Origin of the sequence: Pseudoalteromonas sp. SR43-2 (assembly GCF_014163885.1) — a bacterium.
Lineage (GTDB): Bacteria > Pseudomonadota > Gammaproteobacteria > Enterobacterales > Alteromonadaceae > Pseudoalteromonas > Pseudoalteromonas distincta.
The window spans coordinates 35,355-50,243 of sequence record NZ_JACJED010000001.1 but is presented as its reverse complement, the minus strand read 5'-3'; the positions used below and the strand labels follow the sequence as shown (position 1 = coordinate 50,243).

Annotated in this window: 16 protein-coding genes, 3 tRNA genes and 1 riboswitch; of the genes, 5 read left to right on the top strand and 14 right to left on the bottom strand. The window is 41.4% G+C overall.

Annotation, left to right across the window (positions count from 1 at the left end):
- Positions 1–5: 5 nt before the first annotated feature.
- The 3 genes from H5120_RS00260 to H5120_RS00250 all read right to left on the bottom strand — a co-directional run bounded on the left by H5120_RS00260 (position 6) and on the right by H5120_RS00250 (position 2,606).
- Positions 6–686, bottom strand: coding sequence for a PspA/IM30 family protein (locus H5120_RS00260; protein WP_182673257.1), 681 nt, complete (start codon positions 684–686; stop codon positions 6–8).
- Positions 687–930: 244 nt separating this feature from the next.
- A complete protein-coding gene (gene dusA / locus H5120_RS00255) occupies positions 931–1,863 on the bottom strand; it encodes a tRNA dihydrouridine(20/20a) synthase DusA (RefSeq protein WP_039485439.1) in 933 nt (310 codons plus the stop codon).
- Between the two features lie 122 nt (positions 1,864–1,985).
- Entirely contained in the window at positions 1,986–2,606 is a 621-nt protein-coding gene (locus tag H5120_RS00250) for a MarC family protein (protein ID WP_002957920.1), read from the bottom strand.
- A gap of 95 nt (positions 2,607–2,701) precedes the next feature.
- Here H5120_RS00250 and H5120_RS00245 point away from each other — a divergent pair, with 95 nt between their 5' ends.
- From H5120_RS00245 to H5120_RS00235, 3 genes are all read left to right on the top strand, one after another.
- Positions 2,702–3,139 (top strand): transcriptional repressor, encoded by a 438-nt coding sequence (locus H5120_RS00245; RefSeq protein WP_002957918.1) that lies wholly within the window; start codon positions 2,702–2,704, stop codon positions 3,137–3,139.
- 75 nt (positions 3,140–3,214) lie between these two features.
- A complete protein-coding gene (locus tag H5120_RS00240; RefSeq protein ID WP_166419386.1) occupies positions 3,215–3,682 on the top strand; it encodes a chemotaxis protein CheX in 468 nt (155 codons plus the stop codon).
- A complete protein-coding gene (locus H5120_RS00235; protein WP_182673256.1) occupies positions 3,679–4,107 on the top strand; it encodes a secondary thiamine-phosphate synthase enzyme YjbQ in 429 nt (142 codons plus the stop codon). The genes H5120_RS00240 and H5120_RS00235 overlap by 4 nt, the downstream gene beginning before the upstream one ends.
- Positions 4,108–4,341: 234 nt before the next feature.
- Here H5120_RS00235 and H5120_RS00230 read toward each other — a convergent pair.
- From H5120_RS00230 to orn, 4 genes are all read right to left on the bottom strand, one after another.
- Positions 4,342–4,417 (bottom strand) — tRNA-Gly (locus H5120_RS00230).
- Positions 4,418–4,460: 43 nt separating this feature from the next.
- Positions 4,461–4,536, bottom strand: a tRNA-Gly gene (locus tag H5120_RS00225).
- Between the two features lie 43 nt (positions 4,537–4,579).
- Positions 4,580–4,655, bottom strand: a tRNA-Gly gene (locus H5120_RS00220).
- 277 nt (positions 4,656–4,932) lie between these two features.
- Positions 4,933–5,478: an oligoribonuclease gene (gene orn / locus H5120_RS00215; RefSeq protein WP_182673255.1), complete on the bottom strand. Its 546-nt coding sequence runs from the start codon at positions 5,476–5,478 to the stop codon at positions 4,933–4,935.
- Positions 5,479–5,599: 121 nt separating this feature from the next.
- Here orn and rsgA point away from each other — a divergent pair, with 121 nt between their 5' ends.
- Together rsgA and asd are read left to right on the top strand one after the other, a co-directional pair.
- Positions 5,600–6,658 (top strand): small ribosomal subunit biogenesis GTPase RsgA, encoded by a 1,059-nt coding sequence (gene rsgA / locus H5120_RS00210; protein ID WP_004336055.1) that lies wholly within the window; start codon positions 5,600–5,602, stop codon positions 6,656–6,658.
- 15 nt (positions 6,659–6,673) lie between these two features.
- Positions 6,674–7,540 carry an archaetidylserine decarboxylase gene (gene asd / locus H5120_RS00205; RefSeq protein ID WP_182673254.1) on the top strand — a complete coding sequence of 289 codons (867 nt, stop codon included), beginning with the start codon at positions 6,674–6,676 and terminating at the stop codon, positions 7,538–7,540.
- Between the two features lie 146 nt (positions 7,541–7,686).
- On the opposite strand, the gene H5120_RS00200 is transcribed toward asd, so the two are convergent.
- The 7 genes from H5120_RS00200 to H5120_RS00170 form a co-directional block, all read right to left on the bottom strand.
- Positions 7,687–8,436, bottom strand: coding sequence for a HesA/MoeB/ThiF family protein (locus tag H5120_RS00200; protein ID WP_182673253.1), 750 nt, complete (start codon positions 8,434–8,436; stop codon positions 7,687–7,689).
- 20 nt (positions 8,437–8,456) lie between these two features.
- On the bottom strand, positions 8,457–9,992 hold the full coding sequence (thiE, locus tag H5120_RS00195; RefSeq protein WP_182673252.1) for a thiamine phosphate synthase: 1,536 nt from the start codon (positions 9,990–9,992) through the stop codon (positions 8,457–8,459).
- Positions 9,993–10,002: 10 nt separating this feature from the next.
- Positions 10,003–10,794 (bottom strand): thiazole synthase, encoded by a 792-nt coding sequence (locus tag H5120_RS00190; protein WP_138488527.1) that lies wholly within the window; start codon positions 10,792–10,794, stop codon positions 10,003–10,005.
- A gap of 5 nt (positions 10,795–10,799) precedes the next feature.
- Positions 10,800–10,994, bottom strand: coding sequence for a sulfur carrier protein ThiS (thiS, locus tag H5120_RS00185; protein ID WP_182673251.1), 195 nt, complete (start codon positions 10,992–10,994; stop codon positions 10,800–10,802).
- A gap of 7 nt (positions 10,995–11,001) precedes the next feature.
- The gene (locus H5120_RS00180) at positions 11,002–12,003 is read right to left on the bottom strand and encodes an FAD-dependent oxidoreductase (RefSeq protein ID WP_182673250.1); all 1,002 of its coding nucleotides are present in this window, start codon (positions 12,001–12,003) and stop codon (positions 11,002–11,004) included.
- 106 nt (positions 12,004–12,109) lie between these two features.
- A complete protein-coding gene (gene thiC / locus H5120_RS00175; protein WP_220487014.1) occupies positions 12,110–14,062 on the bottom strand; it encodes a phosphomethylpyrimidine synthase ThiC in 1,953 nt (650 codons plus the stop codon).
- A 140-nt stretch (positions 14,063–14,202) separates the two neighbouring features.
- Positions 14,203–14,317: riboswitch (TPP riboswitch) on the bottom strand.
- Positions 14,318–14,424: 107 nt separating this feature from the next.
- Positions 14,425–14,823 carry an META domain-containing protein gene (locus H5120_RS00170; RefSeq protein ID WP_032826923.1) on the bottom strand — a complete coding sequence of 133 codons (399 nt, stop codon included), beginning with the start codon at positions 14,821–14,823 and terminating at the stop codon, positions 14,425–14,427.
- Between the last annotated feature and the right edge of the window lie 66 nt (positions 14,824–14,889).

The window sequence follows — 14,889 nt, the reverse complement described above, 5'->3', positions numbered from 1 at the left end:
ATCTCCTAAGCAGTGTGTTTTAAATTAGTATTTAAGTTCGCTTTTAAGCGATCCAACTCAGCATCAATTTTTTCATTTTTAACTAACGACTCAATTTGGGCACTGGTAGAGCTTGGTGTATCAGTCAGCTCATAAGCCTCTACTTGAGCTTCAATACCTTCAACACGCTGCTCTATTTGTTCAAAACGAGACAACGCATGAGCTACTTTATCGCTTTGTAGTTGCGTACTGATTCGCCCTCTAGCAATAGCAACATTATGGCGTTGCATTAACTGAGCTTGCTTAGTTTTAGCCATAGCCATTTTTTGCTGCAAGCGCTCACAATCAGACTTAATTTTTGCAATAGACTCTTGCAAAGTTTCTAGTTGAGTTTGCTTATTTTCAATGCTTTCGTTAACGCGTTGCTTCTCAAGTAAAGCTGATTTAGCAAGATCATCACTGCCCTTCTCAACCGCACGTTCTGCTTTAATTTGCCAAGCTGCTAATTCTGTTTTTTTAGTATCAATTTGGCGATTAATTACTTTCTCTTCACACAATAAAGCGGCTGCTGTACTACGACACTCATTCAATGCATCTTGCATCTCGCTAAGCATTAGGTTTAAAAGCTTTTCTGGATCTTCTGCTTTATCAAGCATGGCGACAATGTTTGATTGAATTACATCGTTTACGCGATTAAATATTCCCATGGTATTCTCCTGTTGATTTTTAATTAATTTCAACAAGAAGATTCCAAGAGTTGTGCCAAGTCCATCAAAACAAAAATAAAGCATTTAAAATCATAACATTAAATAAAAACCACTCTAAATTTTAGTGACTTTAAGCTGAACAAAATAGAGTGTAATTGGCCAATAAATTATGATTTTGACTAATTTTTAGGATCAAAAAAGCCACTCGAAAGTGGCTTAAATTTAGAATTTTTAAAGCTTAGTTTTATTCTGGTACAAAGCTTAATGCTTTATCCATTACCGATAAATCAGCTTGCTTACCGTGACCACTTTCAGAAAGGTGGCGTCTAAAACCTCGCGCACCAGGCTGCCCCTGAAAAATACCGAGCATGTGACGTGCAATATGCCAAAAATTAGCACCCAAACGCATTTCTTCTTCAATGTAGTCATACATTGAACGCACTACATCGTGGCGTGACTGCGTATTTGCAGCATCACCATAAATTTTCTCATCAACGTCATTGAGCATAAATGGGTTGCTATAAGCCTCACGCCCAATCATTACACCATCAATATGTTGCAAATGTTCTAGGCTCTGCTCAATTGTTTTAACACCGCCATTTAGGCTTAAATCTAGCTGCGGATAATCTTTTTTAAGTTGATAAACACGTGGGTAATCAAGTGGCGGAACCTCACGATTTTCTTTCGGGCTTAAACCATTAAGCCATGCTTTACGAGCATGAATAATAAAATCATCACACCCTACTTTATGAGACGCTTCAATAAGCGCACATAAAAACTCATACGAATCTTGCTCATCAATACCAATACGCGTTTTAACGGTAACAGGAATGCTTACTTCGTTTTTCATTGCTGCAACACACTCAGCAACTAATTGAGGTTCAGCCATTAAACATGCGCCAAATCGGCCATTTTGAACTCTGTCTGACGGGCAACCTACATTTAAATTTATTTCGTCATAGCCACGCTCACCTGCGAGCTTTGCACATTGCGCAAGCGCTTTAGGATCAGAGCCACCAAGTTGCAGCGCAACTGGGCCTTCGTGTTTATTAAAATGTAAGTAGTCGCCTCGACCAAATAAAATAGCCCCTGTGGTTATCATTTCAGTATAAAGCACAGTATGTTTAGTCATTTTGCGATGAAAAGTACGACAATGGCGATCAGTCCAATCAAGCATGGGGGCCACAGAAAAGCGTCTATCCAAAGTACATTTATTCAAAGCAAACCTCAGGGTATAAAGTTATTAAGCACAGCTTAAAAGGCGCTGCATTTTACACAAAAGCCTAGCGAGCATCAATGTTAAGAAAACACCTGCAAGCCAAAATAATGGGCTATGCCATTTAAAATATTGGTAACCGCAACCGAGCTTAAAATAAGCCCCATAATTCTACTTATTATACTTGCACCACTATCACCAATTAATTTATGTACATGTGTTGCAAGCAGTAACAAAACTAGTACAACCGCTAATACAGCAAGCATCATCGAAGACGTTAGTAATTGCTCAACCCAGGTATATTCTTCATTACGAGTCATTAATACGGCGCCTAACATAGCGCCAGGGCTCGCGATAGAGGGAATCGCAAGCGGAAAAATAGCGGTTTCAGTGCTGTCGCGTACACTTTTAATTTCGGCTTCTGGTTTACTTTCACCAAATATCATTGAGAGCGCAAAAATAAGTAATATGATACCGCCGGCTATTTGAAAAGCCGAAAGTGGAATTTCAATTGCGTTAAGTAATTGCTCACCTGCAAGTACAAAAAATAAGAGCACTAATGCAGATACGCCTACCGCTTTATATATAACTTTGCGTTTAAATTTCTCATCATCACCACGTGTGACTGCAATAAATACAGGTACAGTACCAATGGGGTCAATAACCGCAAAAAAGAAAATAAATATAGCTAATAGTTCGTGCATTACTGGGTTTCCTAGGTAAAAAGCGCTTAATAAAAACGCTGCAACTACAACACAGTATGTTAGTATATCACGGTAGCATAAGGATAAGAGTAATGATGAATATAGAATCACTCGTAAGTAAAGCAAAACAAGTTTGTGACAACCGTGGTGCGCGTTTTACGCCTATCCGCGAGAAAGTATTTCGCCTATTAGCCAGCGCACAAGGTGGTGTTGGTGCATACGATTTGCTTGAGCAATTAAAAATAACTGAAACGGGTGCTAAACCTGCAACTATTTATCGTGCATTAGACTTTTTAGCTGAGCTAGGTTTTATTCATAAAATTGAAAGCACAAATGCATTTATGCTGTGTCATCATTTTGATCATATACACCCAGTACAATTGTTAATTTGCGATACCTGTGGTTTTGTCAAAGAATTACACTCGAGTGTAATTTCGCATGAGCTAAATAATTTAGCTGCCGAAGGTGGCTTTGTTGTATCAGGGCAGACAATAGAAGCACATGGTAAATGTGAATCTTGCAGAGCATCATAATCCTTCAAAGTTATCCTTAGTGACTATACTCAAACTATATAGTCATTTCACAGAACAAATTTAAGAGTAGCCACTATGAATGTAGAATTCATCAATCCTTTTTTATCTTCTTTAATTAATGTTTTGAGCACTATGGCTCAAACTCAATTGAAGCCAGGTAAACCTCGCATTAAAACTGATGAGATAGCCTGTGGTGATGTATCAGGTTTGATTGGTATGGTTGGCCCGCAAACGCGAGGATCATTTTCAATTACATTTGATGAAGAACTAGCATTGACCATCATGGAGCGTATGCTTGGCGAACGCCCTGATACCATAGATGAAGAAGTTACAGATATGGTTGGCGAAATAACCAACATGGTAACAGGTGGTGCTAAAAATTTACTTGGCGAGAAAGGCTTTGACTTTGATATGGCAACGCCTATTGTGGTATCTGGTAAGGGTCATACAATTACTCACAAAAGCCAAGGTAAAAAAATCATCATGCCATTTAGCTGTGATGCTGGTAATGCAAACATTGAAGTTAGTTTCGATAAATTATGAGTTGGCAGCAAAAGCAAATTACATTAAAGCCTCGCCCGCGAGGTTTTCATATAATCGATGACGAAATATTGTCTCAGCTTCCTGAACTGGCGAGTTATAAAGTTGGCTTGTTACATTTATTTATTCAGCATACCTCAGCGAGCCTTACAATAAACGAAAATGCAGACCCCACTGTTCGTATGGATATGGAAAGCCATTTCAATAAATTCGTTCCTGAGCGTCAGCCTTATTATCGCCACGATTATGAAGGTGACGACGACATGCCTGCACACATAAAAACCAGTACGTTAGGCTGCGAGTTAAGTATTCCTATTTCAAATGGTTATTTAGCGTTAGGTACATGGCAAGGTATTTATTTAGGTGAGCATCGCGATTCTGGTAGCTCTAGACGAGTTATAGCAACTATTCAGGGGGAGCTTTTTTAACACAAGCTTCTCGGTTTAAAATGTTAACCTCTGTTTTTCTTCAGCCATACCCTCATAGATTCAAAATACGTCACTCTATAGACGTAAATCTTAGGCGCGCGAAGTAATAATTTATAACAACCAAAACTTTAATGCTGAATATTGCACATAGAATAAAGTAGATAAGAGAGATTTTAAATTATAATTTTATTTATGATTTTTAATACAGAGAATTTTGAAAGGATATAAAAAGATTGGAGCGGTACACGAGGCTCGAACTCGTGACCTCGACCTTGGCAAGGTCGCGCTCTACCAACTGAGCTAGTACCGCATTTTACTTCTTTCAATCACTACAATTTCTTTTGGTTAGAAATTGGAGCGGTACACGAGGCTCGAACTCGTGACCTCGACCTTGGCAAGGTCGCGCTCTACCAACTGAGCTAGTACCGCATTTTTACTTCTTTTAATCACTCAATTTCTTTTGGTTAGAAATTGGAGCGGTACACGAGGCTCGAACTCGTGACCTCGACCTTGGCAAGGTCGCGCTCTACCAACTGAGCTAGTACCGCATTTTTTATTTCTTCAGTTATTTTACGTTGGTGCGCGACGGGTCGCGTTCAACATTCTAGCAACTGAGCTAGTACCGCATTTTTTATTTCTTCAGTTATTTTACGCTTAAGCGCGACAGGTCGCGTTCAACATTCTAGCAACTGAACTAGTACCGCATTTTAATTATGGATATAAAACGACCACAATAAAAACAACTCAAACACACTAACCCCGCGTGGGTTATCGTCTTGAGCGGGGCAGGATTCTACAATAATCCGATGTGTTTGCAAGTGTTTTTTACAAATTAAAGAAATTTTCTCTATAGACTTTTAATTCCATAATCGAATCCTTAATGTCATCCAAAGCAAGGTGTGAGCCTTTTTTGTTCACTTTTGCAAGCACTTCAGGTTTCCAGCGACGTGCTAATTCTTTAATGGTACTCACGTCAAGATTGCGGTAATGAAAAAAATCTTCAAGTTCACGCATGTATTTATTCATAAAGCGGCGGTCTTGCCCAATTGAATTACCACACATTGGTGATACGCCTGCAGGCACCCACTGTTTTAAAAAGTCTAACGTTTGTGCCACGGCATACTCTTCATTGAATGTACTTGCTTTACAGCGCGCTGTTAAACCCGACTTACCATGCTGCGTAGTACACCACTCGTCCATACCATTTAGTAATTCATCACTTTGATGAATAGCTATGGTTGGCCCTTCAGCTAATATATTCAGGTCTGCGTCAGTGACAACCGTCGCAATTTCGAGTATTTTATCGGTCTCTGGTTCGAGTCCTGTCATTTCAAGATCGAGCCAAATTAAATTTGATTTATTAATAGTCATAATTACCTAAGCGGTGCTTTCCTTTAGATCCAACGCATTTCGATATATCATATTAGCATCAACCGTCGAGCTAAAGCTTTTTTTAGGAAAAGCGACATTTAACTAAGGTTATAGGCCTCCAGTGGCAAAACAGAAAAAATTAAGTAAAGGCCAATCGCGTCAGATCAAGGCCAACCACCAAAAGCGCATTAATAGCGCAGACTCAAGACCAGCTAAAAAAGGCGCGCAAGAGTGGCAAACCGATAATTTAGGTCAGGTCGAGAGCGCAATTGTGATCAGTCGTTTTGGGCAACACGCCGATGTCGAAACTGAAAATGGCGATGTACTTCGTTGTAATATACGACGTACCGTGTCAAATTTAGTGTGTGGTGATGAGGTATTGTTTCGCCGTGCCAAAGTAAGTGAAGGTGATTTAGCCGGAGTAATTGAAGCCACGCAAGAGCGTCGCTCGCAACTTACCCGCCCTGACTTTTACGACGGCGTAAAAGTTATTGCGGCTAACATTGATCAAATACTCATGGTATCGGCGGTATTACCTGAGTTTACCCCAAGTATTATCGACCGCTATTTAATAGCCTGTGAAGATATGGGTATTGAGCCAATTTTAGTACTCAATAAAATAGATTTAATTGATGACGCAGGTCTTAGCGAAATACAAAAAGTTCTCGATATCTATCGTAAACTTGATTACCAAGTACTCCTTGTTAGTAATATATCGGGCAATGGTATTGATGAATTAAAAGAAGTACTTGTTGGTAAAAATAACATTTTTGTTGGCCAAAGTGGTGTGGGTAAATCCACCCTCGTTAATACTGTATTACCTAACGCTGAAATATTAACTAAAGAAGTATCTGAAAACAGCGGCTTAGGACAGCACACAACAACTGTTTCACGCCTTCACCATTTACCAAGTGGCGGTAACCTAATCGACTCGCCAGGAATTCGTGAGTTTGGTTTATGGCATTTAGATGTTGAGCGTGTAACCTGGTGCTTTAAAGAGTTTAGAGAATTTATAGGCGGGTGCCGCTTTAGAGACTGTAAACATTTAAACGATCCGGGCTGTATAGTTAAAGAAGCTGTAGCAGATGGCAAAATTTCTCAATTGCGCTTTGACAGCTACCACCGAATTTTAGAAACAATGGCCGATGGCCGTGCAGGCGCCCGTGCGCCTCGCGTATAATTTAGGATAAATACTGTGAGTTTAGACAAATTTAAAATCGCAATGCAGTACGCAATGCCAAAACATTTTATTTCACGCGTAGTGGGTAAATTAGCCGCAGCTAAAGCAGGCGCTTTAACAACGACTTTAATTAAACTATTTATTAAGCAATATAAAGTAGATATGAGCGAAGCCCAATACCCAGATCCTGCTCATTATAAAAGCTTTAATGAATTTTTTACTCGCCCTTTAAAAGACGGCATGCGCCCAATGGTAGAAGATAGCGATATCATCATTCATCCAGTGGATGGCGCAATCAGCCAGCTAGGCGATATTGTTGACGGACAGCTAATACAAGCTAAAGGTCACGATTACAGCTTACAAGCGCTACTAGGCGGCTCACAAGATGATACAACACCATTTTTAGGCGGTAAGTTTGCAACGATTTATTTAGCACCTAAAGATTACCATCGTATTCATATGCCAATTGATGGCACACTAAGCAAAATGATTTACGTGCCAGGTGATTTATTTTCAGTAAACCCACTTACCGCGCAAAACGTGCCTAACTTGTTTGCGCGTAATGAACGAGTAGTAGCAATTTTTGAAACTGAGATTGGTCCGCTTGCTATGGTACTTGTTGGCGCAACAATTGTAGCCAGCATAGAAACTATTTGGGCAGGTACTGTCACGCCACCAGCAGGTAGCGATGTATTTAGTTGGAAATACCCAACCACTGGCGATAACGCCATCACGCTTAAAAAGGGTGAAGAAATGGGTCGCTTTAAATTAGGCTCTACTGTGGTACTAGCATGGGGTGCTGATAAAGCTGAAATACTGGAAGATCAACTACCAGAAGTGGTTACTCGCTTAGGTACTGCGTTTGCAAAAATTAACGACTAAAATAAATCGTTAATTAGAAATCAAAAAACCGCGTTATTTAAACGCGGTTTTTTTATTTTTGTAGGCGTGAAGCTTGCTCACGCGAAAAGCGCAGATTTTAGTTTCTTAAAGCCACATGTAATAACAGGCACAAGCCCATTCAAAACCTATTTTCCACACTCTTTACACTCTGAATCTTTAATCACTTTAAAGTACTGCTGCTTTAAAGTAAGCGCATCAAAGGTTATAAACACACTTCCCTCTGCATGCCCTAGCAATAAGTTAAGCGTAAGTTGCGCCTGCATAGAGCCTATTACACCAAGTAACGGGCTAATAACCCCAGCGTTACTGCAATTTATAACCGGTGTAGCTTCGCCCTGTGGAAAAACACAGCCATAACATGGGCTATCACTTTGCCTAAAATCAAAGCCCATTAACTGCCCTTTGGTTGCGAGTGCAGCACCAGAAATTAACGGTATTTTATTACTAATACAATAACGATTAACACTATAGCGAGTACTAAAGTTATCAGAGCAATCAAGTACTATATCAGCACCTTTTAGAATATTAGTGGCGTTACTCTCAGCTAATTTTTGGCAATGCGTTACTATTTCTATTTGATTATTAAGACTCGCTAATACTTTACCCGCTGCAGCGACTTTGCTTTGTCCTAAGTGATTTATTTTATAAAGCACTTGGCGCTGTAAGTTTGAAAGCTCAACCTCATCATTATCAATTAAAATAAGCGTTCCAACACCCGCAGCGGCTAAATATAAAAGCGCTGGGCTACCTAACCCACCAGCCCCCACTACAGCAACCGTTGAGGATTTAAGTGCTAATTGCCCTTTAAGCCCAACTTCTTCAAGCAACAAATGGCGGCTGTAACGCAGAGTTTCTTTATCGCTTAGCTCACTCACGTTTATCAGCCTTGTTAGTTTTAATAGGCACTGCTTATGGCCACTTGCAGAGCGCTTATAGCCTCTACGTAATTATCAGCTTCGGTAATCGCACGCACTACGGCAACACTGCCCACGCCTGTTTTCGCTACCTGCTCAGCACGGCTTAAATCAATACCGCCTATTGCTACTTTTGGGTAGCTTTGCATAAGTGGTACAAACTTAATCAGCTTTTCAAGGCCTTGTATTTGACCTGTCATATCTTTTGTTGTGGTTGGGTAAATAGCGCCAAATGCCATATAACTAGGGCGATAATTATGCGCACGCAACATTTCATAAAAACCATGAGTAGAAAGCCCAAGCCTTAACCCTGCGTCTTTAATTGCCGCTAAATTAGCAATGTCTAAATCCTCTTGCCCTAAATGCACGCCATATGCACCGTGCTTAATAGCTAACTGCCAGTAGTCGTTTATAAATACCTGTGCGTTGTATTGTTTGCCCAGCTCAACAGCTTGCTTAATGAGCCCATCAAGCTCGTCTTGCGTTTTATTTTTAACGCGTAACTGCGCTGTTTTAATGCCTTGTTGTAAGCATTTTTCTAGCCAATCAGCACTATCTACAACCGCATATAAGCCAAGCGATTTACTTTCACAAGGTGCAAAATCAGCGGCCATATTAAAATCAAGCGGCACATCAAAATCTAGTTCATCGCCCAGCCAGCTACCTGGCTCAATTACTTGTGGGTAGTCAGCTAAATTAGTGGGAAACGAGGTTTGAGCAACCGGTCCAATCCCCTCGCCGTACCGAACAGACTGTTTTAGCCCTTGGTTTATATATGCTTTAGCTAAAATAAAAGCATCTTTTAATGGGTAGTCTTTAGCTAAACACGCAGCAATGACCGAAGCCATGCTACATCCGGTGCCGTGGTTATGCGGTGTTTGTATTTTTTGATTGCCTAACCAGTATTCTTCACCATTTTGCGTATTACTATCAATACAATAATCAATGCAGTAGCCACTTGGGTAATCCCAATGTCCGCCTTTAATAACAACGGCTTTTGCGCCCCAGCTTAATAACTTATTAGCCGCTTCTTTTATTGCAGCTGGGCCAATTAAATACACACCGGTTAATAACTGTGTTTCGTGGGTGTTTGGGGTTATTACATCCACCAGCGGCAGTAAACATTCTTTTATTGCGCTTACTGTGTCTTCTTCTGTTAGTAAGTCACCGCTTGAGGCAATCGCAACAGGGTCATATACAATAACGGGAGGCACCGGCCACTTAGCTTTATAGTGACTTATATGTTCGCTGATCAACTGAATTTGCTGCACATTGGCAAGCATGCCAATTTTTATCACTTTGGCTTTCATGTCTTTTTCAAGCGCTAGTAACTGCGATTCAATAATATCGGTAGACACCGCATTAATAGCTTCTACGCCTAAACTATTTTGTGCAGTAAGCGCCGTAATTGCCGTGCAGCCATGCACACCAAAACTTTGCATTGCTTTTATATCAGCTTGAATACCTGCGCCGCCGCCCGAATCAGAACCGGCAATAGTCCACACTACGTTATTCATATTCTCTCCTTCACTGCTGATGCCAAAATGGCATACCCATTGTTGGGGTTGATGGGGCTGCAACGTCTTTTTCAGGCATTGCTTTTGCTTGATATGCAAAGCGCCCTGCTTCAACTGCGGCTTTAAATGCGCGGCTCATAGTAATTGGGCAACCCGCCCCTGCAATGGCTGAATTTAATAATACCGCATCATACCCCATTTCGAGTGCTTGGCAGGCATGCGATGGCAAACCTAAACCTGCATCTACTATTAATGTGGTATCGGGTAAACGCTCTCGAATAGTTTTTAAATTATAACTATTTAACAAGCCTTTACCGGTGCCTATTGGCGCCCCCCACGGCATAAGCACCTCACACCCTAGCTCATTTAAGCGCTGGCAAAGTACTAAGTCATCGGTGCAATAAGGCAATACTTTAAAGCCATCATTAATTAATATTTTTGTGGCTTCAAGTAACGCAAAAGGGTCAGGCTGTAAATTGTAATCATCGCCAATCAGCTCCAGCTTAATCCAGTCGGTGGCAAATACCTCTCGGCACATTTTTGCAAGTGTAATCGCCTCTTTTACACTGTGGCACCCTGCAGTATTAGGGAGTATTTTTAAGCCTGTATTTTTTATTAACTGCCAAAAGTCATCACCGGCTGCTGCACTTTGTTGGCGCCTAAGCGACACGGTTACAATTTCAGCACCAGAGGCGACTATCGATTGGGTCATAATGTCGGGCGACGGATAAAGCGCAGAGCCTATTAATAAACGGCTATTTACTTGCTCACCATAAATAGTTAAACAGTCTTTAGTTTGCATGAGCTTTATCCGCCTTGAATGGGTGACAGCAACTCAACACTGTCGCCTTTATTAAGTACATAGTTACTGTGCCGACTTTGTGGAATAAATTCGCCATTAACAGCCACAGCAAAAGGCGCAACCGCACCAAAACTTTGAAGTACCTCAACGAGCGCTTTGCTATTAACATTAAGTAGCTCGCCATTAATTGTAATGTTCATTTTATTCTCACTCTATTCGTGAAACTACTTGCGCCACTAATGCCGGTGCCAGCATATAACCATGACGATATAAGCCGTTAATGCTAATTACATTGCCAACTTGTGATACTTCTGGGCGGTTATCGCTAAATGCAGGGCGTAATCCGGTTTGAATATTAAGTAGTCGTGCTTCGGCAAATCCGCTGTGTACGGTATAAGCCGCTGAAAGTAACTCAAGAGTTGATCGCACTGTTGCGGCGCCGCTATCTTGCGATTCTATTTCGGTCGCACCAATTACATATTCATGATTCGGTTTAGGCGCTATATAAATTGGGTAACGCGGATGCATTAAACGCACAGGTCGCGTTAAATTTACTTCAGGTGCATATAGCCTTGCGACTTCACCGCGCACACCTCTAAGTGGTTTATCGCTTTTAGCACCAAGCCCACGACAATCTATAATGTAGTCAAATGGTCGATTATTTATTTCACCGTTTTTAATGGTTACGCGCTGGTTAAACACACACTTAACTTTGCGCTTGTTGAGCATGGTAAAACTTGCTTTATAAAAGGCTTGGTTATCTATTTGCCCCTCGCAGGGTAAAAATAGACCTTGGTTAAACCGATTAGCAAGCTCTGGCTCTAACTGCGCTATTTGCTGAGCATTCAATGCCTGAGCGCTTTGCCCTGCTATGGGCTTTATTCTCTGAGTAAAGCTTTGTAGATCGCCTTTATCTTGCTGATGCGCAACGACCAATGTGCCTTGCTGCTGAAAAAACACATCCCCCTCAAGTTCACTCACTATTTCTGGCCAGCGCTTCATTGAATCAAGCCCCATTAAAGCTAAATCAGCCTCGCATAACACCGACTCAGCCAGCGGGGCAAGCATTGCTGCTGCCACTTTACCGGCGCTATTTGGGGTTTGCTCATCGTCTGCTTCAAACACCGTTACATGATGCAACTTACTTAGCTCAAGGGCAGCTAAGCGCCCTGCTAAACCAAAACCCACCACAGCAATGTTATAAAACATAAAACCTCCAAAAGCAGTTATTAGTAGGTGCGAACTCACTCGCACTTCTTCAATGTTTAAAGAAGCGAGGTATAAAACCTCACCTACATCTGCATCTAACTTCTTGCTATACCGCTTTGTGGTAAATTTCTGAGCCTGTTTGCTTAAACTGGGCAGATTTAGCTTTCATTTCGGCTTCTACATCAATCATTTTGATCTCAATAGCCTCGCCAGCGTCATTTGGATCAATACCGCGTGTTTCTAAATCTTTAGCGTAATCGCGTACTTCTTGGCTAATTTTCATAGAGCAAAATTTAGGGCCACACATAGAACAAAAGTGAGCCACTTTGCCTGATTCTTGCGGCAGGGTTTCGTCGTGATATTCACGAGCACGCTCTGGATCTAAACCAATATTAAATTGGTCATGCCATCTAAATTCAAAGCGTGCTTTTGATAGCGCGTTATCACGCTCTTGCGCGCCTGGGTGACCTTTTGCTAAATCGGCGGCATGTGCAGCTATTTTGTAGGTAATTAAGCCTTCTTTAACATCTTCTTTATTTGGCAGACCTAAATGCTCTTTAGGTGTTACATAACAAAGCATTGCACAGCCGTACCATGCTATTTGGGCCGCCCCAATACCTGAGGTGATATGATCGTACCCTGGTGCAATATCGGTCGTTAGCGGGCCTAAAGTATAAAAAGGCGCTTCGTCGCAATGCTTTAATTGCTCATCCATATTGGCTTTAATCATGTGCATTGGCACATGCCCTGGGCCTTCAATAAATACTTGTACGTCGTGCTTCCACGCAATTTTAGTCAGTTCACCTAATGTGCGCAGCTCACTAAACTGCGCTTCATCGTTGGCATCAGCAATCGAACCAGGGCGAAGGCCATCACCTAATGAAAAACACACATCGTATTGTTTTAAAATTTCACAAATGTCTTCAAAGTGCGTGTATAAAAAGTTTTCTTTGTGATGCGCTAAACACCATTTAGCCATAATTGAGCCACCGCGCGACACAATACCGGTTACACGTTTAGCCGTCATTGGTACGTAGCGAAGCAGTACACCGGCATGAATAGTAAAGTAATCAACGCCCTGCTCAGCTTGCTCTATAAGCGTATCGCGGAAAATCTCCCACGTTAAATCCTCAGCCACACCGTTTACTTTTTCAAGCGCTTGATAAATCGGTACTGTGCCAATAGGTACAGGCGAGTTACGTACAACCCATTCGCGCGTTTCGTGAATGTAACGCCCCGTTGATAAGTCCATCACGGTGTCTGCGCCCCAGCGGGTAGACCACACCATTTTTTCTACTTCTTCTTCAATAGATGAGCTAACCGATGAATTACCAATATTAGCATTAACTTTTACTAAAAAGTTACGACCTACAATCATAGGCTCTGTTTCTGGATGGTTTATATTATTTGGTAAAATAGCGCGACCGCGGGCTATTTCGTCGCGTACAAACTCTGGGGTAATAAATTCAGGAATACTCGCACCAAACGACTCGCCTTTATGCTGCGCGGCAAGTAATTCTTTACGGATTTCTGCACGCCCCATATTTTCGCGAACAGCTACGTATTCCATTTCAGGGGTAATAATCCCTTGGCGTGCGTAGTGCATTTGCGTTACGTTTTTACCAGCGACACCACGGCGAATTTTTGGAAGGTGATCGAAGCGAATATGATCCAACCCTTCATCTGCCATGCGCTGCTGCGAAAACTGCGACGTCACTGATTCTAAAATTTCAGTGTCACCACGGTTTTTAATCCATTGTTCACGAAATTTTGGTAAGCCTTTACGCACGTCTAGTTCAAAATTAGGATCGGTATACGGGCCCGACGTATCGTAAACACGTAGCGGATCGTTTGTCTCATAAACAGGGTTTTCATCTGTACCGCCAATAAACGTATCACTTAACGTGATTTCACGCATACCAACGCGCACGCCTGGTTGAGTACCTTCAACGTATACTTTATGAGAATTTGGGAACGGTTGACCCGTTAAGTTATAAATATATTCAGACGCGGCAGCACGAGTTTCTCGGCGTGACGCTTTATTTGTAGTATTTGACATGACTTGCCTCATTGCTTAAGGGTTGTCTTGTCAGATATTCCGAGGAATAGAGAAAGATCGTAAAGTAGCGTACATGCTACTTTGCAGCCTAAAAAATAAATCACTTTATTGTGCGCATAAAAAAAGACGCACAAGCGTCCCATTTTAGGCAGCTTGTTCCCTACGCAGGTATTAACCTGATCAGGTTCACGGATCCCGCTTTCGCGATCTCAGCCAAAAACTAATTCCTTAGCTTTGGCACTCCGACAAGTATTGATATATACATTTTGTTCGTCGATTCGAAGATATTATTCAACAAATCTGCGCTGAGTGTACGTCAGTTAAAAACAGCCCGCAAGGGGCTGTTTTTCAAAAACTTAAAATTATTTAGGGATAAACACAAATGTTTGCTCGCCCTGCATGACTAATTGCTGGTCTTGCATTTTAAGCTCGGCACCTTGCTTTAAGGCTTGTAATAACTGCTGCTCAAACTCATCAAGCTCTTCGCCGCACGACTTGCGCGTCATTCCTAATTTACTTACGGTAAGGTTACTTTCTTCAAGCGAGCCTTCACCAAAAAATTTGTTACAGCCAGCAAAACCGTTTACTTGCAGTGCTTCAATAAAGCTCATTGATGCATTAAACGAAGGTGGAATTGCTAAACCATCAACACGTGATAATTGCCATTGGGTGTATTTAAGCTGCTCACTGGTAACCGTCCCTGTTGATGCGCAACCAACACATAAACCGACTATAAGCATCGGTATTGCTGCTAATTTCATGCTACTACTAACTAATTGTCTAATTAATGTAATTGTAACAATATTTATGCCCTTTATCCGTTAAAA